Origin of the sequence: Pseudoalteromonas sp. NSLLW218, assembly GCF_015864775.1 — a bacterium.
Taxonomy (GTDB): Bacteria; Pseudomonadota; Gammaproteobacteria; order Enterobacterales; family Alteromonadaceae; genus Pseudoalteromonas.
Genome location: NZ_JADYWO010000002.1, coordinates 1 through 25,435, shown reverse-complemented (window position 1 = coordinate 25,435; position 25,435 = coordinate 1). Strand labels below are relative to the sequence as shown.

General features: G+C 38.3%; 24 protein-coding genes, 1 rRNA gene and 1 pseudogene. 11 read left to right on the top strand and 15 right to left on the bottom strand.

Annotated elements, in window-relative coordinates; all coding sequences use genetic code 11:
* Positions 1-55: 55 nt before the first annotated feature.
* The 4 genes from arsJ to I6E80_RS02855 all read right to left on the bottom strand — a co-directional run bounded on the left by arsJ (position 56) and on the right by I6E80_RS02855 (position 3,286).
* Positions 56-1,273 carry an organoarsenical effux MFS transporter ArsJ gene (arsJ, locus tag I6E80_RS02870; protein ID WP_197184736.1) on the bottom strand — a complete coding sequence of 406 codons (1,218 nt, stop codon included), beginning with the start codon at positions 1,271-1,273 and terminating at the stop codon, positions 56-58.
* Positions 1,274-1,296: 23 nt separating this feature from the next.
* Positions 1,297-2,307 (bottom strand): ArsJ-associated glyceraldehyde-3-phosphate dehydrogenase, encoded by a 1,011-nt coding sequence (locus I6E80_RS02865; RefSeq protein ID WP_197184735.1) that lies wholly within the window; start codon positions 2,305-2,307, stop codon positions 1,297-1,299.
* Positions 2,308-2,339: 32 nt separating this feature from the next.
* The gene (locus I6E80_RS02860; RefSeq protein WP_197184734.1) at positions 2,340-2,696 is read right to left on the bottom strand and encodes a metalloregulator ArsR/SmtB family transcription factor; all 357 of its coding nucleotides are present in this window, start codon (positions 2,694-2,696) and stop codon (positions 2,340-2,342) included.
* A gap of 161 nt (positions 2,697-2,857) precedes the next feature.
* A complete protein-coding gene (locus tag I6E80_RS02855) occupies positions 2,858-3,286 on the bottom strand; it encodes an organic hydroperoxide resistance protein (RefSeq protein ID WP_197184733.1) in 429 nt (142 codons plus the stop codon).
* A gap of 129 nt (positions 3,287-3,415) precedes the next feature.
* Here I6E80_RS02855 and I6E80_RS02850 point away from each other — a divergent pair, with 129 nt between their 5' ends.
* The 3 genes from I6E80_RS02850 to astB all read left to right on the top strand — a co-directional run bounded on the left by I6E80_RS02850 (position 3,416) and on the right by astB (position 6,983).
* The gene (locus I6E80_RS02850; RefSeq protein WP_170071607.1) at positions 3,416-3,850 is read left to right on the top strand and encodes a MarR family winged helix-turn-helix transcriptional regulator; all 435 of its coding nucleotides are present in this window, start codon (positions 3,416-3,418) and stop codon (positions 3,848-3,850) included.
* 45 nt (positions 3,851-3,895) lie between these two features.
* Positions 3,896-5,002 (top strand): L-dopachrome tautomerase-related protein, encoded by a 1,107-nt coding sequence (locus I6E80_RS02845; RefSeq protein ID WP_197184732.1) that lies wholly within the window; start codon positions 3,896-3,898, stop codon positions 5,000-5,002.
* Between the two features lie 634 nt (positions 5,003-5,636).
* On the top strand, positions 5,637-6,983 hold the full coding sequence (gene astB, locus I6E80_RS02840) for an N-succinylarginine dihydrolase (protein ID WP_182749772.1): 1,347 nt from the start codon (positions 5,637-5,639) through the stop codon (positions 6,981-6,983).
* Positions 6,984-7,069: 86 nt separating this feature from the next.
* Here astB and I6E80_RS02835 read toward each other — a convergent pair whose 3' ends face one another.
* Complete coding sequence (locus I6E80_RS02835) at positions 7,070-7,924, bottom strand: mechanosensitive ion channel family protein (RefSeq protein WP_197184731.1); 855 nt, start codon at positions 7,922-7,924, stop codon at positions 7,070-7,072.
* A 275-nt stretch (positions 7,925-8,199) separates the two neighbouring features.
* Here I6E80_RS02835 and I6E80_RS02830 point away from each other — a divergent pair, with 275 nt between their 5' ends.
* Positions 8,200-8,880 (top strand): SDR family oxidoreductase, encoded by a 681-nt coding sequence (locus I6E80_RS02830; protein WP_024597442.1) that lies wholly within the window; start codon positions 8,200-8,202, stop codon positions 8,878-8,880.
* A gap of 48 nt (positions 8,881-8,928) precedes the next feature.
* Positions 8,929-9,609, top strand: coding sequence for an SDR family oxidoreductase (locus I6E80_RS02825; RefSeq protein WP_197184730.1), 681 nt, complete (start codon positions 8,929-8,931; stop codon positions 9,607-9,609).
* A gap of 122 nt (positions 9,610-9,731) precedes the next feature.
* On the opposite strand, the gene I6E80_RS02820 is transcribed toward I6E80_RS02825, so the two are convergent.
* From I6E80_RS02820 to I6E80_RS02810, 3 genes are all read right to left on the bottom strand, one after another.
* Positions 9,732-9,953, bottom strand: a complete 222-nt coding sequence (locus I6E80_RS02820) for a hypothetical protein (RefSeq protein WP_004334476.1) — start codon at positions 9,951-9,953, stop codon at positions 9,732-9,734.
* Positions 9,954-9,979: 26 nt separating this feature from the next.
* A complete protein-coding gene (locus tag I6E80_RS02815; RefSeq protein WP_197184729.1) occupies positions 9,980-10,471 on the bottom strand; it encodes a hypothetical protein in 492 nt (163 codons plus the stop codon).
* Positions 10,472-10,726: 255 nt separating this feature from the next.
* On the bottom strand, positions 10,727-11,086 hold the full coding sequence (locus I6E80_RS02810) for a hypothetical protein (RefSeq protein WP_024597446.1): 360 nt from the start codon (positions 11,084-11,086) through the stop codon (positions 10,727-10,729).
* Between the two features lie 408 nt (positions 11,087-11,494).
* Here I6E80_RS02810 and I6E80_RS02805 point away from each other — a divergent pair, with 408 nt between their 5' ends.
* A complete protein-coding gene (locus tag I6E80_RS02805; RefSeq protein WP_197184728.1) occupies positions 11,495-12,808 on the top strand; it encodes a M20/M25/M40 family metallo-hydrolase in 1,314 nt (437 codons plus the stop codon).
* 6 nt (positions 12,809-12,814) lie between these two features.
* Here the strand turns inward: I6E80_RS02805 and I6E80_RS02800 are convergent, their stop codons facing one another.
* Positions 12,815-13,708, bottom strand: a complete 894-nt coding sequence (locus I6E80_RS02800) for a LysR family transcriptional regulator ArgP (RefSeq protein ID WP_197184727.1) — start codon at positions 13,706-13,708, stop codon at positions 12,815-12,817.
* A 95-nt stretch (positions 13,709-13,803) separates the two neighbouring features.
* Between I6E80_RS02800 and I6E80_RS02795 the strand changes: the two genes are divergently transcribed.
* Positions 13,804-14,406: a LysE/ArgO family amino acid transporter gene (locus tag I6E80_RS02795; protein WP_197184726.1), complete on the top strand. Its 603-nt coding sequence runs from the start codon at positions 13,804-13,806 to the stop codon at positions 14,404-14,406.
* Between the two features lie 87 nt (positions 14,407-14,493).
* On the opposite strand, the gene I6E80_RS02790 is transcribed toward I6E80_RS02795, so the two are convergent.
* From I6E80_RS02790 to I6E80_RS02780, 3 genes are all read right to left on the bottom strand, one after another.
* Positions 14,494-15,291 carry a response regulator gene (locus tag I6E80_RS02790; protein WP_197184725.1) on the bottom strand — a complete coding sequence of 266 codons (798 nt, stop codon included), beginning with the start codon at positions 15,289-15,291 and terminating at the stop codon, positions 14,494-14,496.
* Between the two features lie 141 nt (positions 15,292-15,432).
* Positions 15,433-16,149: a Sir2 family NAD-dependent protein deacetylase gene (locus I6E80_RS02785; protein WP_197184724.1), complete on the bottom strand. Its 717-nt coding sequence runs from the start codon at positions 16,147-16,149 to the stop codon at positions 15,433-15,435.
* The gene (locus tag I6E80_RS02780) at positions 16,146-17,162 is read right to left on the bottom strand and encodes a kelch repeat-containing protein (protein WP_197184723.1); all 1,017 of its coding nucleotides are present in this window, start codon (positions 17,160-17,162) and stop codon (positions 16,146-16,148) included. The genes I6E80_RS02785 and I6E80_RS02780 overlap by 4 nt, the downstream gene beginning before the upstream one ends.
* Positions 17,163-17,436: 274 nt before the next feature.
* Here I6E80_RS02780 and I6E80_RS02775 point away from each other — a divergent pair.
* Positions 17,437-17,556, top strand: a pseudogene (locus I6E80_RS02775) (LysR family transcriptional regulator); the annotation flags it as partial.
* 49 nt (positions 17,557-17,605) lie between these two features.
* Here I6E80_RS02775 and I6E80_RS02770 read toward each other — a convergent pair.
* Positions 17,606-18,484, bottom strand: coding sequence for a sensor domain-containing diguanylate cyclase (locus I6E80_RS02770; RefSeq protein WP_197184722.1), 879 nt, complete (start codon positions 18,482-18,484; stop codon positions 17,606-17,608).
* 476 nt (positions 18,485-18,960) lie between these two features.
* Between I6E80_RS02770 and I6E80_RS02765 the strand changes: the two genes are divergently transcribed.
* The 3 genes from I6E80_RS02765 (at position 18,961) to I6E80_RS02755 (ending at position 23,583) form a co-directional block, all read left to right on the top strand.
* Entirely contained in the window at positions 18,961-21,021 is a 2,061-nt protein-coding gene (locus tag I6E80_RS02765) for a TonB-dependent siderophore receptor (protein WP_197184721.1), read from the top strand.
* A gap of 83 nt (positions 21,022-21,104) precedes the next feature.
* Positions 21,105-21,560 carry a YfiR family protein gene (locus I6E80_RS02760; RefSeq protein ID WP_231616699.1) on the top strand — a complete coding sequence of 152 codons (456 nt, stop codon included), beginning with the start codon at positions 21,105-21,107 and terminating at the stop codon, positions 21,558-21,560.
* Between the two features lie 4 nt (positions 21,561-21,564).
* Positions 21,565-23,583, top strand: a complete 2,019-nt coding sequence (locus tag I6E80_RS02755; RefSeq protein WP_197184720.1) for an EAL domain-containing protein — start codon at positions 21,565-21,567, stop codon at positions 23,581-23,583.
* 92 nt (positions 23,584-23,675) lie between these two features.
* Here I6E80_RS02755 and I6E80_RS02750 read toward each other — a convergent pair whose 3' ends face one another.
* Entirely contained in the window at positions 23,676-24,311 is a 636-nt protein-coding gene (locus I6E80_RS02750) for an isoprenylcysteine carboxylmethyltransferase family protein (RefSeq protein WP_024598455.1), read from the bottom strand.
* A gap of 809 nt (positions 24,312-25,120) precedes the next feature.
* Positions 25,121-25,235, bottom strand: a 5S ribosomal RNA gene (rrf, locus tag I6E80_RS02745).
* Positions 25,236-25,435: the final 200 nt, after the last annotated feature.

The following is a 25,435-nucleotide window of genomic DNA, read 5'->3' as shown; positions in this document are numbered from 1 at the left end:
ACGAAGCTATGAATATCGTTAAAGAAACTGAATTTAATACAATATGTTGAGTTTTTTAAAGTTTAGCTAAGCGTGCCGTTGTGATTGAGGCCGCAATTAATAAACACACACTCACCCATAAACATGCACTAAGCCCATACACTTGAAAAACCCAGCCAGAAAGCACCGTACCAAGCAAGCGCCCTATTGCATTAGCCATATAATAAAAACCAACGTCGAGGGACACCCCGTCATTTTTAGCAAAACTTACTATTAAGTAACTGTGCAGTGATGAATTTACGGCAAATACACCACCAAAAATAAGTAAGCCAATTACAAGCGTAAAATGTACCGCGATATCAAATTGCATCAACAACGCTAAAATACAGGTTACGCCACTTAATAAAGCAACCCACCAATATGCTTTTTTGACTGAGTGTGAATTTGAATCGCTTTGTCCAGTTATGCGCGGAGCTTGCGATTGCACCAGCCCATAAGCAATAACCCACAAAGCCATAAAGCCGCTTACCCACCAATGATCCCAGTTAAACTGAGCGGCTAAGTAAACCGGTAATGCAACGACAAACCACACATCACGCGCTGCAAACAAACATAAACGCGCAGCACTAAGTAAGTTGATTGCACGGGATTTAGAAAATAATTCTTTAAACTTAGGTTTGTTTGTAGCTTTGCCAATATCGCCTTTCAAAAAAATTAAACTAATAACCCACGCAACACTAAGTAATGCAATTAGGCTTATTAGTGCACCTACAAAACCAAATACAGTAAGTAATAAGCCGCCTAAAAAAAAGCCCACCCCTTTTAACGCATTTTTAGAGCCTGTAAGTATGGCAATCCATTTATATAATTGGCTTTGCCCCTCATCGCTTTGCGGTACTAAATACTTAATGGCGCTTTTGGCACTCATTTTATTTAAGTCTTTAGCTATGCCACTCAATGCTTGCGCTGCCATAACATAGGTAACGGTTAACCAATCCCCTGGCACGCAAAGCATAGCTAAAGCTACAAGCTGCAGCCCAAGCCCTACATTCATGGTTTTATTTAACCCTAAATGCGCGCCAAGCCAACCACCTACTAAATTAGTGATCACACCAAAAATTTCATAAAACAAAAACAACATGGCTATAGCAAATGCACCATACCCTAACTGATGAAAATACAGCACCACCAACATGCGTAGTGCACCGTCGGTTAAAGTAAATGCCCAATAGTTACCAGTAATTATTAAATATTGTTTTATAGAACTCGGTAAGTTAGCCAACTGCGCAAACATAGCGTTAAACCTTTTAAATGAGATTAAACTAAATCACTTTTTGCAACTTTAAGCATTAGCTCAGCAGTACGGTTTGCATAACCCCACTCGTTATCATACCAAGCGTATAATTTAAGTTGAGTGTTGTTAATTACCATAGTAGAAAGGGCATCTATGGTGCAGCTGCGCGGATCTGTTTTGTAATCTATAGATACAAGCGGTCTTTCTTCGTAGCCTAGAATGTCTTTTAGCTCATTATTTGCAGCATCTTTAAACCACGTGTTTACTTCATCTTGTGTAACACCCCGTTCAAGCTCAAAAACACAATCGGTAATTGATGCGTTAGTAAGAGGTACACGCACGGCATGGCCGTTTAATTTACCTTTTAGTTCTGGGAAAATATGCGTAATAGCCGTTGCACTACCGGTTGTAGTAGGTATTAAACTTGTGCCACAAGAACGCGCACGGCGTAAATCTTTATGAGGGGCATCAATAATCGTTTGAGTATTAGTAATATCGTGAATAGTGGTCATTGAGCCGTGCTTAATGCCCACTTTTTCTTGCAGCACTTTTACTATTGGCGCTAAACAGTTAGTAGTACAAGAAGCAGCAGTAACAATTTTATGCTCACTTGGGTTATAAAGATCATCGTTTACACCCATTACTACATTTAAAATACCGTCTTCTTTTACAGGTGCTGTTACCACAACACGCTTAACACCTTGCGCTAAATATTGATTTAACAGTTCAGTGGTTTTCATTTTACCGCTGGCTTCTATAACTACATCGCAATCTGACCAATCAGTTTCGTTTATGGTTTTGTTGTTGGTAACCGCAATCGTGTGTTTACCCACACTAAAGCTATTATCATCACTAGTAACCTGCTGCGCTAAGCGTCCGTGTACTGAGTCAAACTCAATTAAATGTGCGTGGGTTTTAGCATCGCCCGCTACATCATTTACTTTAATAAACTCTATTTCTGGCCAATCAACTGCTGCACGCAGTGTTAAGCGTCCCATACGGCCAAAACCGTTAATACCTACTTTAATAGTCATAATTAAATACCTTTAATAAGTTAATTTATTAGTTAGTTGCAGCAGCTAGTAACACGTTCAGGGCGATTACCCATAACATTTAAGCGCGTTAAATCATTTTCATAAAATGAAGGGTTAGCAGTCAGGGTTTGCGTTAATACATTTTTAGCCCACTCTGGCAGGGCTTTATTAATACTGTAATAAACCCATTGATTTTGTTTTCGGTCGCTCAATAATCCGCATTGTCTTAACTGCGCTAAATGGCGAGACACTTTAGGCTGGCTTAACTCAAGTGCAGCAACCAGTTCGCATACACATAGCTCTTCTTGATGGCTAATTAATAGCATTGCCTTTAAACGCGTATCGTCCGCTAGGCATTTATAAAATTGGAGTGGGTTGAATTGTTTCATACTGTCCTCACTGTGTTAGTGCACATACAATAAAACAAAAACAGAACATATGGAATAGTGAATATATGATTTTTTGCATGTTAACGTGATTTTACCCTAAAACGCAAAAAGCACACTTCAGTAACTGAAGTGTGCTTTTATAACTTTTCTTCATTTAGTTATTAAATAACTGAAAGCTCTATTTCGATGTTGCCACGTGTTGCGTTTGAATACGGGCATACTTGGTGCGCTTTATCTACAAGCTCTTGCGCTGCTGTTTTATCCATATCACCTAGTGATACAGCAAGTTTTACCGCAATCCCAAAACCGCCTTCAATCGCGCCAATAGACACTTCAGAGTTAATATGCGTGTCGCTTGGTAATTCTATTTTTTCGCTACCTGCAACAAATTTAAGTGCGCCAATAAAACATGCTGCATAACCTGCGGCAAATAATTGCTCTGGGTTAGTGCCTTGTCCGTCGTCTCCGCCTAAACCTTTAGGTGTTGATAAATTTACATCTAAACGACCATCATCAGATTTAGCTACGCCTTCACGGCCGCCAGTTGCAGTTGCTTTTGCTGTGTAAGCTACGTTTTGTAATACATTCATAATGAACTCCAAAGTTTAAAAATATCAATCAATTTAGTTTGTGTGCAAAATAATAGAACAAGTAATTAGAGATTGCAAATACTTTGCATGCAAATTAAAATAGCATGTATCGAAATGAAGGATAACGTTATGTCGTTTGAGCAATTAAAGTTAAAGAATCAGTTATGTCATCGGTTATACATGGCATCTAACAGCATTGCGCGTGCGTATCGCGAGCCTTTAAGCGAACTAAATTTAACCTACCCACAATACGTAGTAATGATGGCCCTGTGGGAGCAAGACGAAATAACAATTGCCGAGCTAAAAGATAAAACCGCGATAGACGGCGGTGCAATGACCCAAATACTCAAAAAAATGAGCGACAAATCATTACTGGCTGTTATTAAAGATGAGCACGACAAACGCAAACGCCTAGTGCAGCTAACCCAGCATGGCCAATCGCTTAAGTTAAAAGCAGCCGATATTCCTAAAAATATTTTATGTAAATTTGATAGTGTAGATGCAACACAAGCACAGCAGTTAATGCAGCTGCTCGATTTAGTAGTAAACGACTTAGCCGATTAGGCTCTTAATTTTTAAACAATAAACGTGTTTTAAAAGGTTTTAAAAATGACCCATATTAAAAAATTACTATTAGCAGCGGCGTGTAGCACGGCTCTTTTAGGTAGCAACGCCGTATCTGCTAATACCGATAATCAAAATGCTGATTTAAAAACAGTAGCCACATTTGATGCGCAGCATCCACCAGGTAACATTGCTATTACTCCATCGGGCAGAAAGTTTTTATCTGTGCATGGTTTTTTTGGCCAAAAGCAAAAAATTATGGAGCTTTTAAGCGATGGTACAACCAAGCCCTACCCTAATGAAGAATGGGCATACGCGTACAATAACGGTAAAGGTTTTTACGATGTGCTTGGCATAAACGTATCAAGCGATGGCGTTTTATGGATGCTCGACACTTCAGGGCCCGATCACGCTGGGCGCTTAGTAGGTTGGGATACAAATAAAGAGCAACTGCACAAAATCATTTATCTGGCTAAACCAACCATTACCGACACCTCGTTTTTAAACGATTTAGTCATCGATAATAAGCATGGCGTTGTATACATTGCCGATACAGCCCAAGGCAGCCAAGCCGCTATTATTACGGTTAACCTTAAAACAGGTGTCGCACGCAGAGTATTACAAGACAGTCATTACACCACAGCCGAAAATATCGATATGGTTATTGATGGGCGCACAATGAGCCTTGGCGGACAACCTGCCCGCTTAGGTGTTAACCCTATTACGCTTGACCCTAACGAAGACTGGCTTTACTTTGGATCTATGTCGGGCACGTCGGTTTACCGCATTGCCACCAGCGCTATAAATAACGAGAGCCTTTCGGCTAAAGCGCTTGAAGACAAAGTTACGCGTTACGGCACTAAGCCAATTTCAGACGGTATTATTGTTGATGGCGGCGGTAACGTATATGTAACCGACATAATCAATGGCGCAATTGGCGTAGTTAAACCCACTGGCGACTACGAAGTATTATTTAAAGACGAACGTTTGAGCTGGCCTGATGGTTTTAGTTACGGAGCCGATCATAAAATATACTTTACCGTTGACGATTTACATAATTCTCCAGTGCTTAATAATGGCAAAAATCAAAGCCACGGCAAGTTTAAAGTAATGTCGTTCGAGCCTTTAGTAAAAGGAAAAGTAGGCCGTTAATTTACTTTTTAAGTGACTACATTTTTAAAAAGCCTTGCACATTTAAGTGACCCAATAGTTGCAGGGCTTTTTGCTAAAAACACACCACACTGGTGCATCTTTTAGTAATACTTCACCTCTTTGGTGCTAATCCTTAAGTATGTATTTACACTTAAATACTAAATACCTGATTTTTATTCATAAAATATTCAAGTTAATGTTGGCATACTTCTTCCTATAAACTGATGTGTTCAGTGAAAATACTAAGGAAAAACCATGTTCAATTTATACCATACCCTTTATCTTTTGTGGCGTTTAGATATTAGCGTTTGGCAAGTTAATGATCCAACAAATACCCATACAACCGCTGATAAAGAGCGCGCCTATGTTAAGTAACATCGTATTGTGTAAAGGCTTGGCATAAAGCTTAAATGTATAAACCTACTTTAGGCTAAGCTTTTACACACTATGAAATTTATATGTACATTTTAGTTAAACTTCAAATTAATCGTTCAATATCAAAACAACTCCCTTGTAATAAATTCCCCATTTAAAAACATCAAAAATTAGTAAAAACACTGCGTTTATAACTTTGCAAGCAACCCTATTGCGTTGTATTGTTGCACCCTATTGAAAATTTTTAGTTGGAACGTGTATGAACGCTTTGGAAGTTAATTTTGATGGCTTAGTGGGTCCTACTCACAACTACGCTGGTTTGTCGTATGGTAATGTTGCTTCGTTAAATAACGCAGCAAGCTTTTCAAATCCTCAAGAGGCAGTGCTTCAAGGCCTTGAAAAAATGAAAGCCATGCACGACAAAGGCCTAACCCAAGGTGTATTTGCCCCTCATGCGCGCCCCGACTTAAACGTACTGCGCCGCTTAGGCTTTACCGGTAATGATGCACAGGTAATTCATAAAGCATTTAAAGCTGACCCAATTTTATTACGCGCGTGTTATTCAGCGTCTGCAATGTGGACAGCCAATGCTGCTACGGTATCGCCATCTCCTGATACAACCGACGGCAAAGTACATTTTACTTCAGCTAATTTAAATAATAAGTTTCATCGTTCATTAGAGCCTGCAACCACTACGCGCTTATTAAAGGCTATGTTTAATAACGACAAATACTTTGCGCACCATACCCATTTGCCAGACCAAGGCTTTTTTGGCGACGAAGGTGCAGCAAACCATACTCGTTTTTGTGACAGCCACGGCGAGCAAGGCCTTGAAATGTTTGTATTTGGTGCCAGCGCGTTTAACAGCCAATTACCAAAACCCGCTAAGTTTCCTGCAAGGCAAACACTCGAAGCCTCAGAAGCAATTTGTCGTTTACATAACTTAAAAGATTCAAGCCAAATTTTACTACAGCAAAACCCAGACGTAATAGACCAAGGTGTGTTTCATAATGATGTAATTGCAGTAGGTAACGCCAATGTATTACTGTGCCACCAGCAAGCATTTTTAAACCAAGCTCTGGCACTGCAAGATATTCGCGAAGCGTATGTAGGCAATAAAGAATTTTATATTATTGAAGTACCTACCGATAAAGTAAGTATTACCGATGCTGTAAGTAGTTACTTATTTAATAGCCAGTTAGTGAGCCTTGAAGATGGTTCAATGCTGTTAGTGGCACCACAAGAGTGTAAACGCAACAGCGCGGTTAACGCCTACATTGAAGAAATGATTATGGCTGATAACCCAGTAAACCAAGTGCAGTTTTTTGACCTGCGCCAAAGTATGCAAAATGGCGGAGGCCCTGCGTGCTTGCGTTTACGTGTAGCCCTTAACGAGCAAGAACTTGCTGCGGTAAACCCTGAGGTTATTTTAACTGATACTAAATACACACAACTGTGTGACTGGGCAAAACGTAACTACCGCGACAAATTAGGCGCAAGTGACTTTGCAGATTCAGCCCTACTCACCGAAAGCTACCAAGCACTTGATGAGCTAACGCAGCTACTTAATTTAGGCTCAGTGTACGACTTTCAATTAGAAGGTTAATACCTCGTCAGCACAAAGGCTAATACAAAAATAGCGAGCAAAGGCTCGCTATTTTTATTCGTGTTTATGTTTATGTTAATACATATTTAAGCATCTTTGTTAACAGTTATTGCCGACGCCATCGACTCGGATATATGCAGCGTACGCTGCGGAAACGGAATACTCAGCCCAGCGCCTTCAATTGCTTCTTTAACACGTTTATTTAAATCCCACACGGTTTGCCAATAATCACCATTAACAGCCCACGCACGTAATTGAATGTTTACTGCGCTTTCGCCTATTGATGCCACCATTACTTTAGGTGCAGGCTCTGCGAGTAATCGGCTCTCTGATGCGGCTAATTCTTTAAGCACATTTAAGCCAACATCAATAGAGTCGGCATACGAAATACCCACCACTATGTCCATTCGTCTTTTGCCGTTACGGGTAAAGTTTTTAATATTGCCACCCCATACTTTGCCGTTAGGCGATGCTATATAAAGACCGTCGGTGGTTTTAAAAATAGTGGTAAATAGGTTGATTTCACTCACAGTACCAAGCGTGCCACTGGCATCAACAAAGTCGCCTATTTTAAAAGGTCTAAGTATTAACAGCATAATACCCGCAGCAATATTGCTCAGCGTATTTTTAAGGGCTAAACCAATCGCTAAACCTGCAGCGCCCATTAGCGCAATTAAGCTTGCCGTATTAACACCAAAAATATCTAAAATAAATAGCCCGCCAATTATATAAACTAAATAACCAGCAATACTCGATAAAAGCGGGAGTAGCGTACTATCTACTCTTTTTAATGGCGATTTAGAGTTTTTAATCGCTTTTTTAACCGAGCGTGCAATTAAGGCACTCGCAACTAAAATCACCAACGCTAAAATCACTTTGTACCCTAAAGTGATGATTGTTTCTGAATGGCTTTGCCAAAACGCTAAAAGTTTATCTTTCATGTTTGTTCCGATAAATGTGGCTGAAACTCAGCAAAATAATGGTTAAATCTAATAAAAACCGACTTCAAAAGAAGTGGCGCGAGTATATAGAATAAAAAATTTAAACCTATCTTTTTTAATCACTTATTTCAACTTTAAAAATACCGTTAAAACTATGGTTTTTGATACGTAAAGCCCGCCTATTTACGGCTAATTTATAGCGCCTATTCAATATAGGTTAATCGTTTGTTGGTATGGTTATTTTAAGTTTTCAAGGTTCACAAAAGAGGTTATCTATGGGAAAAGAGAAAATAGTACTCATAACCGGCGCTTCAAGTGGTATTGGCGAAGCAACCGCAAAAATGCTGGTTAACAATGGTCACAAAGTAATACTTACCGCTAGACGCGAAGATAAATTAACTGAATTAGTAGAGTCGTTGGGCTCAGATAACGCCATTAGCGTAGCCGCAGATGCAACCGACTTTACCGCGCTTGAAAACGTTGTTGCTAAAGGCATTGAAAAATTTGGTCGTTTAGATGTTGCCTTTGCTAATGCAGGTAAAGGGCTAGACACTTTAGGGGTTGAAGAAGGCGACCCCAATGAGTGGTCAACCATGATCGACATAAACATTAAAGCCCTACTGTGGACTGCAAAACTAACAATGCCGCATTTACGCCAAAGCAAAGGACACTTTATTATTACTAGCTCAGCAACTGGTCGCAGAGCTGTTAAAGGCTCTATATACGGTGCAAGCAAATGGTTTACTTATGGTTTTTCTCAAAACCTAGCACAAGAAATTAGTGAATGGGATGGGCGTTGTACAACCATCACCCCTGGCGCTGTAAATACCCCTTTTACTGATGAAGCAAGACCTGACAAGTTATACCCGCAAGATGTTGCCGATGCTGTGCTATTTGCCATTGAGGCAAATCAGCGCAATAACATCAGAGAAATACATTTAAGACCCACTCATTAGTAAAACAATTCTCATAATTTTGAATATGTAAACATAGGAGAAATAATCATGGCGAAAGAAAAAATAGTCCTCATTACAGGTGCTTCAAGCGGTATTGGCGAAGCAACCGCAAAAACGCTGGTTAACAATGGCCACAAAGTCATTTTAACCGCCAGAAGCGAAGACAAATTAACTAAATTAGTTGAATCATTAGGCTCAAATAACGCACTTAGCGTAGCTGCAGATGCCACAGACTTTACCGCACTTGAAAACGTAGTAACAAAAGGCATTGAAAAGTTTGGCCGTTTGGATGTAGCCTTTGCTAACGCAGGCATGGGCGTTTCAACCGCTGGCACCGAAAAAGGGGATCCGGATGAGTGGTCAACCATGATCGACATAAACATTAAAGCCCTACTGTGGACTGCAAAACTAACACTGCCGCATTTACGCCAAAATAAAGGTCACTTTATATTAACCAGCTCTGCTGCTGGCCGTAAGCCAATTGGCGGCTCTATTTACGGTGCAACTAAATGGTTTGCTTATGGCTTTGGACAAAACTTAGCTGAGGAAATGAGTGAGTGGAATGGCCGCTGTACCACCATAGCACCAGGTATGGTAAACACCCCGTTTTTTGATGAGGCAAAACCCGATAAACTCGACCCACAAGATGTAGCCGACACTGTACTGTTTGCTATTGAAGCAAACCAGCGCAACAGCGTACGTGAGATTTATTTAATGCCGACTAATTAACGTTGATTGGTTGAGTTTGAGCTGTCAGGTTTAATGCTAATGGTATTAAACCTGATGGTTGTTAATTCTAAATACCGGCTAGATAGAATGAAGGGAAAATATTCAGCATTAATAAAAGCTTGTTATATATACAGTAACTCTAAACCTCCATCACTAGGTTCAAATACTTCAAGCCAAATGGTAACACCATTTTCATCGCTACATTCAATATCAAAGGCTCCATCATAAACTTCAACTATTGTTCCAATATCACCGACCTGAGGAACCCTAGAGCCAAAGCTTTTTTCTGAATAGATAAATTTTTTATTAAGAGATATCACTTTTACGACAGAGTATTGCTTCATTTGATTTTATGGTACGCATGAGTGTTTTAGTTACAGGTTTGATAAACATAAATAGAACTAAAAATATTCTGGGTCTTTAACTCAGCTTTAAATTCATCAGAAAAATTACTTTCAACCTGAAGTATGTCAAAGAATGGCCCATATAACCCAACAAGTAATATCCCTGGTTTATTTAATGTAGCAATGCTTTGCATTGTTTTCTTCTGTAACTTAGCTTTAATTGCTGACTCAACTCTTCCATTAGTAATTGAATCAAAATCTCCAACTAAATCGCCTTTTGACGATATGTGAACTTTATCATCTGCGGCATGAGAAGTTATGCTGATTGCAGTCTCTTGGCTAAAATGTGCATCTGTTATTTCTATCCAAGTATCTACGCCATCAATCTTTACAATTGCATCAGGCGGATCTGGTCTGTTAATTAATTCAAGTACTTTACCTTGTGATGAAAGGAGATTCTTATATGAATCTAGAACAGCAATTTCATGTGTGGGATTTAAATCTCTGTGTGAAGTCATCTTGAACCTATAACTAGACTGTAGAATAACTCCAACAGCCAAATTCAATTAAAAAACGAGCTCCTGCAATTAACTCTAAGCGTTTTTAAAGCATTAGGTAATACATTTGGAGCCCATAAACGAGGCTGTTTTTCTTGAAAAATAGTAATTCTACAGCCTCAACGCCTGAATAATGTGTGAGCTAGTTTGGCCGTTTTATTGCGTCGTTTGCAACTAAAAATGACAAACTAAAGTGAATCACTATTCATTCTCTTGTTATGTGTAAATTTTTAACTGAACTTTGCCGTTTATAATTTCTAAGTTACCAAACTCACCTACAACCTTAAAGCCCTGATTTGTTTCAATTAACGAGTCTATATTGCCATAATCAAATGAACCATCTATATCATTGTTTGGTTTAACACTACTTTGTTCAACAAGCCCTGAATATGAAGTAAAACCCGTAAATTGAATTTCACATTTACGGTAGCAAGTATATTCATCAGGTTTTGGATTTAGATAATGAGGTGAATCAGGCCAAATGCTAGCCTCAATTTTGAATGTGATTTCAGTTGTATTTGAACTCCAACCGAGAACAAACGAATCATTGAAATCTATACCTTTGAAAATATCCATATACTTGATGATATCCGTTTACACCTGACAATTTAGTCTACGACACTTGTCGTTTTACAAACCGACAAATGTACCTATATTACAATGATTTTATCCTAGCTATAAAATAAACAACTGTAAACAGTTAGTTAGCTTCGCCTTACCTTTTCTAAATGCAGCAAAACCCCAAAATGGTGGAGATCAGTAATATCAGACAAATTACTGTTTAGTTATGCAGCTTGATTATTAATTAAAAGATTATATTTTAAGTACCTGTGTTTAAACTAATAACACGTTCACCCTTTAACCCTTAAACTTGTAACTCGTTATTGCTTATAAAATTAGTTAAAAATCACAATCACCTTCTATTGAATACTGTGTATTTTTACTTCATATTAAATACTCTTATTTCTCACTTATTATGCTGTTATGTCATTTTTAAAATTTAGCCATGCACTTATTCTCACACTTGCTAGTACCTTACCGCTTACAAGCCATGCGGCGCTTGATAAAAACGAGCGTGAAATAGTAAAACAGGTCGATAAAAACATTCCCCAAGCACTTGAAGAAATAGAGCAAGCCGTAAATATTAATAGCGGTTCGCTTAATATTGAAGGTGTAAAAAAAGTAGGTGCGCTGACAAGCGAGCAGCTTAAAGCCATAGGTTTTAAAGTAAAATGGCTTGATGGCAGTGCGTTTAACCGCGCAGGTCATGTATTAGCAACCCATGAGAGTAATGATCCCGATGCAATAAAAATACTGATGATCGGCCATCTAGATACGGTATTTGCCAAAAACGATAACTTTACTACCTACAAACAGCTTGATGCCGATACAGCCAGTGGCCCAGGCGTTGCCGATATGAAAGGCGGTAACACGGTAATAATTACTGCACTTAAAAGCTTACAAGCCCTTAATTTACTCGAAAATGTAAGCATAAAAGTGTTACTGACTGGCGATGAAGAAAGCAGCGGTCGCCCGCTTAGCTTATCTAAACAAGCTATTGTTGATGCGGCAATTTGGGCTGACGTAGCGCTTGGTTATGAAAATGGCGACAACAATATTAAAACCGCTATGGCGGCGCGCCGTGGTTATACCGGTTGGACGCTAAACGTAACGGCAAATGCGGCGCATTCTTCGCAAATATTTAGCGAAAACGTTGGTTATGGCGCTATTTACGAGGCATCACGTATTTTAAATGATTTTAGAGAGCAACTTGCCACGCAACCTAATTTAACGTTTAATCCGGGGCTTATTGTGGGTGGTACAAATGCCGATTACGACAGTGCTAATTCGTCAGCAACGGCGTTTGGTAAAAGCAACGTAATAGCACAAACCGTGCATGTAGCAGGTGATTTACGCGCACTTTCACCAAAACAATTAGAAAACGCAAAAAGATCAATGCAACTTATTGCTAGCAACAGTCTAAATGGCAGTAAAGCAGAGCTTATTTTTGAAGACGGTTACCCGCCAATGGCATTAACTGATGGCAATAAAAAGCTATTAGAATTATACAGCGACGCAAGCCACGATTTAGGCTTCAACAAAGTAGTAGCCGCTAATCCACGTAATGCAGGCGCGGCAGATATTTCGTTTGCGGCAAACCATGTTGATATGGCACTTGATGGTTTGGGCTTAATGGGTAGCGGTGCGCACACTAAAAACGAAACAGCCGACTTAACCAGCCTTGATAAAAACATTAAAAAAACCGCATTACTTATTTATAGATTAGGGCAGTTATAAACACCTTTAAATTGGTTCTAATCGGTTAGCCGCAACTTGCGTTGCAAACTTACGCAGTGCTTTAAGTTGCGGGCTTTCACTTTGCCAATAATGCCAGTACAAGGGCGTATCAATATAATACTCTGGAAATAAGTCAACTAACTCCCCTTTTTGCAAGGAATCCCCAAGCTGCAAAGTCGGCAATAAGCCATATCCTAGGCCTGCTATCATGGCTTGTTTAAATCCCTCTGATGAAGGATATATATGCATATACTCTGGCGTTGAGCCGTTAATATCTTCTAAAAACTGGTGCTGTAGCTTGTCGTATTCACTAAAAACTAAACAAGGTAGCTGCGCCAATTGCGAAAGCGAAGTGAGGTTATGTTGTTTAATAAAGTCAGGACTCGCAATTGCCTTGTAGCGTATAGCGCCTAATGGGCATGCTAACCCGCCATTTACAGGCTCAGGAGATGAGCTGATACACACCATTACCTCGCCATCTTTCATCCTTTTATGAGCGATGGATTGATCCTCTGAGATCACTTCAAATCTAAATTTACAATCAGATTCTGTGTCTAGTATGGCAAGGGCTTCTGGCAACCATGTTGCTAGTGAGTCAGCATTGGCAGCCAACTTTACACTAAGAGGTGTATTTAAACTGGAGTGTTCGTTAAGTGCATCTACGTTTAAAGCAACTTCTAACTGCAGCACTTGTTGTAAATGATTAAGTAAACGCTTGCCAAGAGCGGTCGGGCGCGGTGGCTGCGTTCTAATAATTACAGGCTCTCCAAGTTTGGCTTCGAGTTGATGAATTCGCCGACTTACTGCCGATTGCGTAATAAATAGTTTTTTAGAGGCTTTTTCAAACCCGCCTTCACTAATAACCGCCGACAGTGCATTGAGTAGTTGATAATCAATCATGAGTTTTACGCATATAACCCTAAATATATTCATTGGATTTGTAACAGATTACACCCTACCCTGCAAGGCATTGAATAATTGAGTGGATTTAAAGTATGTCGTTTTTATCGGGTGTGATTCTGGGACTAAGTTTAATTATTGCTATTGGCGCGCAAAACATCTGGATTTTAAGCCAATGTATGGCTGGCGCTAATCGGTTTGTTTTAGCCTCGGTATGCATTATTTGCGACGCGACTCTTATTTTAATAGGTGTATTTGCAGCAAATGAATTACAGCAATTATTACCGGGCTTACTACCTTGGTTAACGTGGGGCGGTATTGCGATGCTATTGTACTTAGCGTATGGATCTGCAATGCGAGCAGTTAAAGGGACTTCGGGTTTAAAGGTAAGCCAAGTAGAAAAAGTAAGCTGGTGGAGTACTGCTCTTTCGGCCTTTGCAATTAGTTTGTTAAATCCACATGTGTATTTAGATACCGTGTTATTACTTGGCAATATTGGCGCTTTACAACCAAACCCAATGCATTTTGCACTTGGCGCTTGTGTTGGCTCAATAATTTGGTTTAGCAGCTTAGTATTTTTTGCACCTAAACTTAAAAGCATATTAAGTTCACCATTTAGATGGCGAGTATTTGATACCGCAATTGCAGTTATATTATGTTTTGTGGCGTTTAGTCTTTATAACGTACCTAGCCAATAAAATAAAAGCAGCGACTTTTAACAAGCGCTGCTTTTATTATATTCACTTAGGCTAATGTGTTTTAACGTTAGCCTTTGGGTTAATAATTTAAGACATTATTTTAAACAGTAAATCTTTTACGGTTGCTGGCTCAAACGGTTTATCACAAATTGCATCGACCCCTGCTTGGGCTATATTTGCTAAATGTGTTTCGTTGGCTTCTGAGCTCACCATTAAAATAGGAATATGCGAGTAGCTATTTGAGCTTCTAACGGTTTCGGTTAGTTCTCGCCCGTCCATTTCTGGCATGTTGTAGTCGGTTACTATTAAGTCGAATGATTGATTGTTTAAGTGCTCAATAGCTTCTTTACCATTTTCGGCTTCTACTGGGGCAGGTATTCCCATACCCGCAAGTACACGAATAATGTGTTTACGCGCAAAGCGGCTGTCATCTACAACCAGCACTCTTAGCAATGTTACATCAAAATGTTCAAGGTCTACTTCTTCTTCACTAATTATATCTAGCGTGGCTTTAAGAGCGCGTGTAATAGCGGTTGCACTAAAAGGCTTTGGTAAAATGGCTAATACACCCGATTGACGTAGTTGCTCTAAATACTTTTTATTTCGCTCGCTTGATACGAGCATAAACGGTTGATGTTCGGTGCTTGGGTTTGATCTGATTTTTTGCAATAAGGTGTCGGCTGTTCCATCGGCCAAATACATTGCGCTTATTACTAAATCTGGTTGATATTTAATAAGAAGTGCTAATGTTTGCTCTTGTGTGGTTGTCGTTTCTACTTGTTTAACGCCACTATCTAATAACGATTTTATAATTATTTTTTGTTGAACGTCTGAAGGTTCTACTAATAATATTGATAAATTGGCTATTGCGGTTAAATCACTCATTTATGTCTCTTATATATTATTATGTTTTTAAAGGCGATTACTTTCATTATAGAACAACATGTATAACTGGAGAGATAAAAACTTTGCAAAATTGTAAATAACATTAAATATTGCACGTTAAATGCTCATAAAATGCTTACTTTAATTGTTTTGAATGTATTCCAGTGCCGTCATTTTTTTATAGCTCACATTGGGGTGTAAAATATGAGCTGGCTCGGGGTCTACAACTTCAATGGGAATGTTGTAATCGCGGGCTATTTCAATTGCCATTTGCGTAATGTTAACGCTAAACGAGGTACCTATAAATACGATTTTATCGGCGTTGCTCATACGCTTTTGCGCTTCGCTAATTCTATAAAGCTCGGTGTAGTACTCATCAAACAATAAAACAAAGGGTTTAAAAGAGTAATTAAGCTCAGGTGCTTGGTTTTGAATATTAAACACATCAAATAAAGAGTTGTGCAAGCAGCTTTCATCGACCTTTTCCCACGGAGCGGTAAAAGGGGTTACGTTATCACCTTGCTCATGAAATAAGGTCATTTGATCAAGCCTGCCATGAATAGCAATGTAGTTTTTATTACCTGCTTTGCCATCAAGCCCATCTATGTTTTGAGTAATTAGGTTTTTGTTACTCAGCCAATGATGCACGTCGTTTGGGCCGTGGTTGCGATACGTTGCAAAGCGATGGTAATACCATGCTAAAAACTCTTTAGGGGCATTTTGATACATTGCGCGTGTTGCCATTTCCATAGGCGTATAATTTTTACTGCCTATGGTCCAATAACCGTCCTCCCCTCTAAAGGTCGGAATGCCACTGGCTGCGCTTACTCCTGCGCCGGTAATGTAAAGGGTGTTCATTTTTCAGCCTTATAACTGAGTACGTTAGCGCTTACTTGCTGGTTATTATCAATACCGCCAACTCGGTATAAAACACCTTTGTGCTCTAGTAAACCACGGTGATCCATACTTTTTACTTTAGCCGATGATAAAACCTGCCATTCGTTTTTATCCACACTAAAACGCCAAACATGATCACTTGCTGGTGCAGGCTTACCGTCGTAACCTATTGCACTGTAGTTATATGGGTTATTAGAGCCTGCCATCATATAAATATTGCCATTATAGCTGCTAGCTGCCATTCGATAGTGAGCGGTGCCCGTTGGATGAGGCAACGTACGCCAATCTATTTTTTGTGGATTAGTTGAATCTATTGTGCCTTTTAAGCACTGTGCTACACCTGTAAACGAGCGGCGAGAATCTGGGTTAGCTTGTGTTTTAACGCCATCACAAATAACAATGGTATTCCCACTAATTGCAGCTGCCTGACCAAACACGGGTTCACCTAAAAATGGCGAGGCTTGTTGCCATGTATTATTTTGCGTGTCGTATACTTGCACTAAGTTTACGTTGCCATCGTTATGCCAACCGCTAATTAGATAAATGTAACGCGCTTTGTAGCTCAGCGCTACGCTATCGTCTACGGGTACTGGCATGCTCGCAAGATGAGTGTAAGTATCTTTTATTACGTCGTACTTATAAACGTCTGGGCTAGAAACTTCAGTATGATCCTCTGCTACCGTATAGCCGCCAAATACATAGGCGTACTCGCCTAAACCGACTGCGGTGCTAGCTAAGCGCCCTTTTAATGGCAAGCTTGAAGGCACACCAGTTTTGGGTTGCCACTGTGAATCGCCAACTTTAAGCGCCCATACTTTGTTATGCACTGACGAGTGCAGCTTATCGCTGCCTAATCCCATAAAGCTTAAAAAATAGGTTTGGTTTTGTACTATAACTTTAGCAACAGCATTATTCGCAACTGGCTCAGGTAAAGCGGGAAGGCTTGCTAACGCAAGAGAAAAAAGAAGACTCATAAGGCAAGTAATTTAATAAGAATTAATACGCTCAGATTAAATTATTTTAGCCTTATGAGCCAGTATTGTTATATCTAAATAATCAAACGTTTTTGAGTAGTAATCATGTTAGTAGGCAATACTAATATGCTGATTTACGTACACTCCTTTTTGCGCTTCATCAACCATTGCTGTTGCGTAATCAGTGACCGAAACTTTGCTCTCGCCTGCGTCATTAGTAAAATATGTATTGCTGCCAACACGGTAATCGCCTTCATTATCATCTGGACATAATTTGTGGACAGTTTATTTATCACGTAATTATCTGCAAACGGCAGTGCGTGCTTTCATCGACTTTTTAGCGCAGCACTGGCAAACCGATATTAAAAATATGGCGGCAAGTAAGGTATTATAGTTAAGGGCGTTTTGACTATTGTTTGATCTAAGGTGATAGTTCAGCTTAGTTACTGAGGTAAGTAGGTTACGTTATCTAACCCTCGTTGTTTATTTTTATACATCGCTTGGTCGGCATATTTTATAAGTTCGTGATCTGTTTGACCGTGCTCTGGGTAGTTTGCAATACCAATACTAGGTGAAATATTTAATAGTACGTCACCTAACTTAAAGACGGCCTTAAACTCAGTGAGGACTTTATTTTTGATTCTGACAGTTTCGTGGCTAGAACTTAAATTATCTAAAATAATTAAAAATTCATCTCCGCCTAAACGCCCTACTGTATCGTAGTGCCTGACCGATGCTGAGAGCCTTTTTGCAATGGCGCATAAAAGCTTATCGCCAGTTTCGTGTCCGTGGGTGTCGTTTACTGCTTTAAAGCCATTTATGTCTATAAACAGTAAGGAAAAAAATGTGTTGTCTCTGGTTGCACTAATAATTACTTTTTCTAACTGGTCCATCAATAAAGATCGATTAGGCAGACCTGTTAATACATCGTGCCGTGCCATGTAATGTAGTTGTTCTTCCATTACTTTACGCTCGGTTATGTCGTGCGCTACAGCAATTCTTACTTGATGTTGCTCTGACCAGCGAACAGACCATAGTATATGGACTACTTCACCATCTTTTCTCAACCAACGATTTTCAAAGCGAGGGTTCACCATGTCACCAGACAATAGCGAAGTTACTGCGTTATGGGTTTTATGATGATCGCCGGCATAAACATAGTTAATCATTTTTTTGCCAACAACTTCATCGGCTGTATAACCAAAAATTTGCTCAAATGCAGCACTTACAAAAACAAATGTGCCTTGTTTATCTACCACACACACGGCATCAAGCATTAAATCGAGTACTTCTTCTACATTAATCAATTCATTTTTCATCATACTCTGGTGCCTTTAAAGCAAAACCAAGCGAATTTAAGTATTCTATATACCTTTAATAAAAGCAAAGGTAATTGAAACTACAATAATAATTAATACAAAGTTAGATTAATCGTGCACGTATAATTAATATCGCTCTTGCAAAAGCATGATATGCAAAGTTAAATAATCAATAACCGCAAAATACTTTGAAGTCCTTCAAAAATAGCCTAAATTTTAAATTGTAAATAACCATATAGCTCTCAGTAACTTCTATTTTTTTACTCTTTAATAAATGTACTTGTATAAAATGTATCTACTGTATTTTTTATTGTTTTATTGGCCGTAGTTAAATTTTTTAACTACTACAACATTAGTTATTTTGATTTAATCGCATTTATACTTTTACGCTGTTAATGTATGTTAATATTGTGTGATATCACATGTATTACAAAAACAGTCATTGTTTTTGATTTTTTGATTGCGCAGGAGACTTTCGGGTGAAAATATCACAACGTTTATTTTGGCCATTACTTTTTGTGTGCCCTCTTGTAACGGCTGAGCCGTTTGAAGATGAAGACCTCGATCTTGATGCCTTAATGGGTATGGATGTGCAAGTAACTTCCGCGATGAAAAGAGCACAGTCAGCATTTGATACCGCTTCATCAATTTATGTGCTTAGCAAAGAGCAAATAACAAAGTCTGGAGCAACCTCAGTTCCCGAAGCCCTTAAAATGGTACCTGGTTTAATTGTACGTCAGCTTGATAACAATCAATGGGCTATTTCTTCAAGAGGTATTGCTTCTCGTTTTTCAAGCAAACTGTTAGTAATGATTGACGGGCAAAGTTTATATACACCTAAATTTGCCGCAGTCTATTGGGAAACGCTAAATGTTCCTTTATACGATATTGAACGCATTGAAGTAATACGCGGGCAAGGCGGACTACTTTGGGGTAGTAACGCAAATAATGGCGTTATTAATATAATTACTAAAAACAGTATTGATACTCGCGGAGGATACGCCAGTGTAACAACTGGTAATCAAATAAATGCAGATGCAAATCTTCGCTACGGTGGTGATATAAGTAACATCGGCAGTTACCGTGTTTATGGCCACTTAAAAGATGCCAATGAATCCAAAAAAGGTGTTTCACTGACACCTAGTGACACTACAAAACAACAATCATTTGGTATCCGAGCTGACTTTACGCCTAATGATGAATGGTCAGGATTGTTTCAAGGTACTATTACTCATTCTGATTTAGGACAAAATTATCGCGGTGTGATTGATGATACTAATGAAAACATTTCTTTCTCAGACGGCTTAGAAAGAACAGACTCTCGCGTTATGGCTCGCTTAGAAAATCGAATCTCGCCTGATGCCAATCAAATGTTACAAGTCTCTTGGCTTAAACAAAACGGTTCTCAAAAATATATAAAGGAAGATTTTGAATCTATTGATATAGATTATCAAATGAACTTTATTTATCAGTCCCTACAATTAGATTGGGGGTTGAGTTATCGATACAATAGTATTTCTTTTGAAAAAAGCGTGTTTTTAGACAGCGATAAAGACCTTGATAGCTTACAGCAATATGGCGGGCTTATTCAGGCTCAATATAACTTCATTCCAAATACACTAGACTTTATAATTGGCACTAAATTCGATCATAATGATTTAACTGGATGGGAAAACCAACCATCTGCAAGACTCGTGTATAAACCAATTGAAAACCATTTAGTATGGAGCGCACTATCAAGAAGTGTACGAACACCCACCCTTATCGAGTTTAATGATAACTTTACAGTAAACGGTACTAAAGTTATCGAAGCGTTAGGCTCAAGCACTGGCGTAACAGCAATTGACGAGTATCGTATTGCTACATTTTTAAATGGTAACGATGACGTTAAATCAGAAAATTATACATCCTACGAATTAGGCTACCGATTTACAGATGAAAAATGGTCAGTGGACTTCTCGACTTTTCATACTGATGCTAAGCACGTTGCAGTCATTAATTTAAATACGCACGCAGATCAGTTTTTGCCCGCTCTCGCTTTTTTTCAAGCAGGGCAATTTCAGCAAGCGGCCTTAGCACTCACAACAACACAAATTGATTTAGATTTAGTATCTGTAGGGGCAACAACGACTAATGGCCTTGATGCTGTTATTTCATGGCACCCTTTAAATACACTAAGTACAGAACTTGGTTACAGCTACACAAGGATTGATTACGACTTACCAGTAGGCACAACCCCCTCCATTGGGTTTGATTCAACGAATAGGCAGCTATTTGCTAAAGCCAATTACACACTACTTAAGAACCATAATATATTTGCGACATTGCGCGTAGAAAATTCTGATGCTTACAATACCGATAGCTACACAACTCTAGATCTTACTTGGAACTATCAAATCAATCCAAAGTGGTCAACGGCGCTTTCAGGTAAAAATTTATTTGCGGGTTCTCATATAGAATATGGAAATACTCGCGAAACTTACACAATACCTAACTATATTGATGAATGTATTACCTTTACTATTAAAGCGACATTTTAAGTTAATAAATGCTGAAATTTAAACGATCATTTCATAGCCTTATAATACTTTTTGTACTTTCACTTAGTACGAACAGTTATGCTATGGAAAAAGAATATATGTTAAAAGCAGGCTTTTTATATAACTTCGCTAGATTTGGGCAATGGCATACTTCGTTGAGTGAACAAAAAGCATTTATTTTATGTAGCCCAGACCAAAACTTCATTGATATAGCAAACGTTGCTTTGAAAAACAGAACAATTCAGGACTTACCACTTCGTAGTAAATTTATTTCATTCGAGGAATTAGCTAGTACAAAATGCAACATGCTATTCATTACATCCGATACTGTAGAGGCTTGGAACATTGCAAAACCTTTAATGCAAAATAATATAATGGTAGTAGGTGAAACCGATGTATTTATTCAAAGCGGTGGTCATATCCGATTTTTTCTATCAAGTGGAAAAATTCGCTTTGAAATTGCGCCAAAGCAACTTAAAGATGCAGGCATTACTATGAGTTCAAAAGTACTACGCCTTGCCCGCGTTGTAGATAGGTAATGCAATGAAGAAATTATTTGCACTAAATACAATAAGCAAAAAATTGTTATTCATCCTAATGAGCGTGGCACTTGTTTCTACTGCAACTGTTACTCTTGTATTCAGTGCTTATGAAATTACAAGTGCCAAAGAAGACCAAATAGAAAGCTTAGATTCTCTCTCAAAGATGCTCTCCCCAAATATAACAACAGCACTTATGTTTGATGATATAGAAGCTATTCAGGAGCTTATTAATCCAATACTGATTCGATCTGATGTTATTAGCGTAGCTGTAAATAATAAGGCTGGAAAACAATTAGCAATAGCTAAATCAGAAGCAATGGAGGTTGAACATAGTATTGAAGTAAATACCCCTCTAACGCTCGACACTAACCATTATGGAGACCTACAAATACGTGCAAATGACAGCTATATTAGAGATAGAATTACTTTTTATATTAAGTTTATTTTAATTTTAATGGCTTTTACGTTTGCAGTAAGTTTACTTTTGTCTTTATTACTCAGACGCCGATTTTTAAATCCAATACTGTATTTAGCGCAAACGGCTAATAAAATAACAACATCACATGATTACAGCTTACGTGCCAAGCTATTATCTCAAGATGAAGTGGGACAACTTACTTCTTGTTTTAACGATATGCTGCACAATATTGAGCAAAGGGAAAATTCGTTAGAAAATCAAGTAAGGCTTCGCACTAACGAACTTGAAAATGCAAATTCTCAGCTGCAACAGTATGCTTACCAAGACGGGTTAACCGATTTACCAAATAGACGGTATTTTTACGAGAAACTACAAAGCTTAGTAAGTGTTGAAGGAATGAAATTCGCCCTTATATTTATCGATTTAGATGGTTTTAAAGAGGTAAACGATAGCCTTGGCCATGACTACGGCGATTTACTATTACACCAAGTAGGAACCAGACTTCAAAGCTGTTTAACAAGTAAAGATACAGTAGCTCGTTTAGGCGGAGACGAATTTACGTTGATTTTAGAGGGCGTAAGTAGTTCAGATGAGGCATCAAAAATTGCCGAAGTTGTAAAAAACAGCTTAATGCAAAGTATAAAAATAAAAAAAGAAACAGTGTATGTTACAGCAAGTATAGGTTTAACGTTTTTCCCAGCTGATGGCTTAACAGTAGAAGAGCTCGTTAAACGTGCTGATCAAGCAATGTACTTGTCTAAGAATAAAGGGCGTAATCGCTATGAGTTCTTTTCTTATGCCATTGAAGAAAAAGCTACAGAAAAGCGTCGTTTAATAGAAGAGATACGTATTGCAATCATTCAAAATCAATTTGAATTATATTACCAACCTATTTTTTCAATTGATGGAAAATCAGTACCAAAAGCTGAAGCCCTTATACGTTGGAATCACCCTACGCGGGGTCTAATAGGACCAAATGAATTTATACCTGTAGCAGAAAAAAATGGATTAATAAACGGAATAGGGCAATGGGTTAAATCTCAAGCAATTCAAGATACCGTCCAATTTAATATTTTGAGTGAGAAAACGATTCAAATAAGTGTGAACACATCACCTCTTGAAATTGATCGTGCTGGTTGCTGGGTGGATGATTGGATTACCGCAAGCAAAAAATACCAACTTCCCGCAAATACTATTTTAATTGAAGTTACAGAAAATACATTAATGGACCCAGACTCCTCAATACAACAACAGTTAAAACGCTTAAGTACAATTAATTTAGACATAGCCATTGACGACTTTGGTGTTGGATACTCTTCGCTTGCATATTTACAGCGCTTAGACATAGATATATTAAAAATAGATCGTTCATTCATTAAAGATATTGAATCAAATGATAATAGTATTGCTCTAGTTAAAGCTATTATTACCATGGCGCACAACCTAGATGTTATGGTTGTTGCTGAAGGCGTTGAGACACAAAAACAATACAACCTATTAAAGCATCTTGCTTGTGATTATATTCAGGGCTACTTCTTTTCAAAGGCTATTTCTAAAAAAGAGTTTATGGGAAAATACATAGAACAAAAAGAAGTGATCTAATTTTTGTCTATCGTGTGAACCTTTTACAATTCAACATAGAAAACCCCATAACTCTTAATTTACATTCAATATACTTATAGCCTTACCTCAAGCTATAACCAGCGAGGGACAAGTAATTTATACTCTTTATATTGTGTAGAAAAACGATGGGTCAAATGAGCTTCCTCAACTAAAGTTTGTCTATATATAGCAATTAAACCAACCACTAAGCAGATCAAACTAAATATACTAGGTAAGGCTAAAAAGAAACCTACTTGTGCTGCTACGATACCTAAATACATCGGATTTCTAGAATATTCATATAACCCAGAGGTTTTAAGCTCATGCGGTCCTTTAGGATCAATTCCTGATCGCCAAAGCTCAGACATATGGAAATGTACAAACATCGTCAAAATAAAACCCGCACTTAATAAAATATCGCCAAACAATACTCCTGGCCAGCCATTAAATATCGAAAACAGACCCAAATAACTATCTAACTCAGGTACAAACACTCTCACTACACATACAAACCAAATAGCAGCTCTGAAAAACTTAAAAACCATATGGTTCCACCAACTAGAACAAAACTTATCTCCTGGATAAACAACGCCAGATGGTGTGTTTCTATTTTTATAAATAATTCTAAATGTATAAAACCCCGCAACAAAAGTATAAAAAATAGCTAAGTAAATACGTGTAAATTCAACTAGCGAAGTAGAGTCATCTAAAAATGTTTCATAGTGCATTTAGTTACAGCTCACAATCATTATTGGTGATAATTTTAAAACAACTAACTCAAAAAATTTTAGTTATATAGTCATGAAATTATATTAGTATTCATTGCCTTCATAAACAAGTTAAGTCAGTAGTTTGTTAATGGCTAGTCATTGACTCATACCATTAATTTAAAAATAACTTTAATTTATGAGGTTCTCATACTTTTTATGTAATACCAATCTGCTTATATATTTTATATCGATATTATTCACTCATATTTTCCTTTCTATAGACGCAAAAAAGCCCAAATTGTTAGATACAGACTTTCTACAATGTGAAGTCGGTGCGCTACGCAATAGAAGCTATTATACACAACGGTAAAGGACAACAGTGAAATGCTACATACTTATCGGCGTGCAGAGATATTGAGTGATTAAACATAATTTTAGCGTCAGGAGTCACTACGCCCGCCCGACCTACGTGATGGGTGTTGCTGTGAGTGTGTGTTAATTGCGCGTTTTCACTTTTCTGCAGACGTAAAAAAACCAAAATCGTTAGACTCGGGCTTTCTACAATTTGAAGTCGGTGCCCTACACAGTAGAATGTCGGAGTGCCCACAGCGGTAAAAAGTCACTGTGAAATGCTACATACTTATCGGCGTGCAGAGATATTGAGGGCTTTTGGTGTGATTAAACATAACTTTAGCGCCAGGAGTCACTACGCTCGCCCGGCCTACGTGATGGATGTTGATGTGAGTGTCTATTAATTGCGCGCATTTTATTTTTCTGCAGACGTAAAAAAGCCCGAATCGTTAGATTCGGGCTTTCTACAATTTGAAGCCTGGTAATGTCCTACTTTCACATAGCAAATGCTACACTATCATCGGCGCTGTTTCGTTTCACTACTGAGTTCGGCATGGGATCAGGTGGGTCCAAAACGCTATTGTCACCAAGCAAATTTGGGCGTTAATCCGTATTTCTACGCACTAACTGAATTTGGAAAATATCTGATAATATTTTTTAAGTCTTTCTAAGTAATATCTACTTTAGTCATATTAACTTCTGTCTAAACTGTCGCATAAAACGCGTTTGGCGTTGTATGGTTAAGCCTCACGGGTAATTAGTACAAGTTAGCTTAATGGCTCACACCACTT

What these genes read in the sequence shown, in the direction of transcription:
- I6E80_RS02805 (WP_197184728.1), top strand. Translation starts at nt 11,495, where the DNA reads ATGTCATTTTTAAAATTTAGCCATGCACTTATTCTCACACTTGCTAGT.
- I6E80_RS02820 (WP_004334476.1), bottom strand. Translation starts at nt 9,953, where the DNA reads ATGAAGCAATACTCTGTCGTAAAAGTGATATCTCTTAATAAAAAATTT.
- astB (WP_182749772.1), top strand. Translation starts at nt 5,637, where the DNA reads ATGAACGCTTTGGAAGTTAATTTTGATGGCTTAGTGGGTCCTACTCAC.
- I6E80_RS02750 (WP_024598455.1), bottom strand. Translation starts at nt 24,311, where the DNA reads ATGCACTATGAAACATTTTTAGATGACTCTACTTCGCTAGTTGAATTT.
- I6E80_RS02810 (WP_024597446.1), bottom strand. Translation starts at nt 11,086, where the DNA reads ATGGATATTTTCAAAGGTATAGATTTCAATGATTCGTTTGTTCTCGGT.
- I6E80_RS02865 (WP_197184735.1), bottom strand. Translation starts at nt 2,307, where the DNA reads ATGACTATTAAAGTAGGTATTAACGGTTTTGGCCGTATGGGACGCTTA.
- I6E80_RS02825 (WP_197184730.1), top strand. Translation starts at nt 8,929, where the DNA reads ATGGCGAAAGAAAAAATAGTCCTCATTACAGGTGCTTCAAGCGGTATT.
- I6E80_RS02760 (WP_231616699.1), top strand. Translation starts at nt 21,105, where the DNA reads ATGGAAAAAGAATATATGTTAAAAGCAGGCTTTTTATATAACTTCGCT.
- I6E80_RS02785 (WP_197184724.1), bottom strand. Translation starts at nt 16,149, where the DNA reads ATGAACACCCTTTACATTACCGGCGCAGGAGTAAGCGCAGCCAGTGGC.
- I6E80_RS02860 (WP_197184734.1), bottom strand. Translation starts at nt 2,696, where the DNA reads ATGAAACAATTCAACCCACTCCAATTTTATAAATGCCTAGCGGACGAT.
- I6E80_RS02800 (WP_197184727.1), bottom strand. Translation starts at nt 13,708, where the DNA reads ATGATTGATTATCAACTACTCAATGCACTGTCGGCGGTTATTAGTGAA.
- I6E80_RS02780 (WP_197184723.1), bottom strand. Translation starts at nt 17,162, where the DNA reads ATGAGTCTTCTTTTTTCTCTTGCGTTAGCAAGCCTTCCCGCTTTACCT.
- I6E80_RS02850 (WP_170071607.1), top strand. Translation starts at nt 3,416, where the DNA reads ATGTCGTTTGAGCAATTAAAGTTAAAGAATCAGTTATGTCATCGGTTA.
- I6E80_RS02795 (WP_197184726.1), top strand. Translation starts at nt 13,804, where the DNA reads ATGTCGTTTTTATCGGGTGTGATTCTGGGACTAAGTTTAATTATTGCT.
- I6E80_RS02770 (WP_197184722.1), bottom strand. Translation starts at nt 18,484, where the DNA reads ATGATGAAAAATGAATTGATTAATGTAGAAGAAGTACTCGATTTAATG.
- I6E80_RS02835 (WP_197184731.1), bottom strand. Translation starts at nt 7,924, where the DNA reads ATGAAAGATAAACTTTTAGCGTTTTGGCAAAGCCATTCAGAAACAATC.
- I6E80_RS02855 (WP_197184733.1), bottom strand. Translation starts at nt 3,286, where the DNA reads ATGAATGTATTACAAAACGTAGCTTACACAGCAAAAGCAACTGCAACT.
- I6E80_RS02830 (WP_024597442.1), top strand. Translation starts at nt 8,200, where the DNA reads ATGGGAAAAGAGAAAATAGTACTCATAACCGGCGCTTCAAGTGGTATT.
- I6E80_RS02815 (WP_197184729.1), bottom strand. Translation starts at nt 10,471, where the DNA reads ATGACTTCACACAGAGATTTAAATCCCACACATGAAATTGCTGTTCTA.
- I6E80_RS02790 (WP_197184725.1), bottom strand. Translation starts at nt 15,291, where the DNA reads ATGAGTGATTTAACCGCAATAGCCAATTTATCAATATTATTAGTAGAA.
- I6E80_RS02845 (WP_197184732.1), top strand. Translation starts at nt 3,896, where the DNA reads ATGACCCATATTAAAAAATTACTATTAGCAGCGGCGTGTAGCACGGCT.
- I6E80_RS02755 (WP_197184720.1), top strand. Translation starts at nt 21,565, where the DNA reads ATGAAGAAATTATTTGCACTAAATACAATAAGCAAAAAATTGTTATTC.
- arsJ (WP_197184736.1), bottom strand. Translation starts at nt 1,273, where the DNA reads ATGTTTGCGCAGTTGGCTAACTTACCGAGTTCTATAAAACAATATTTA.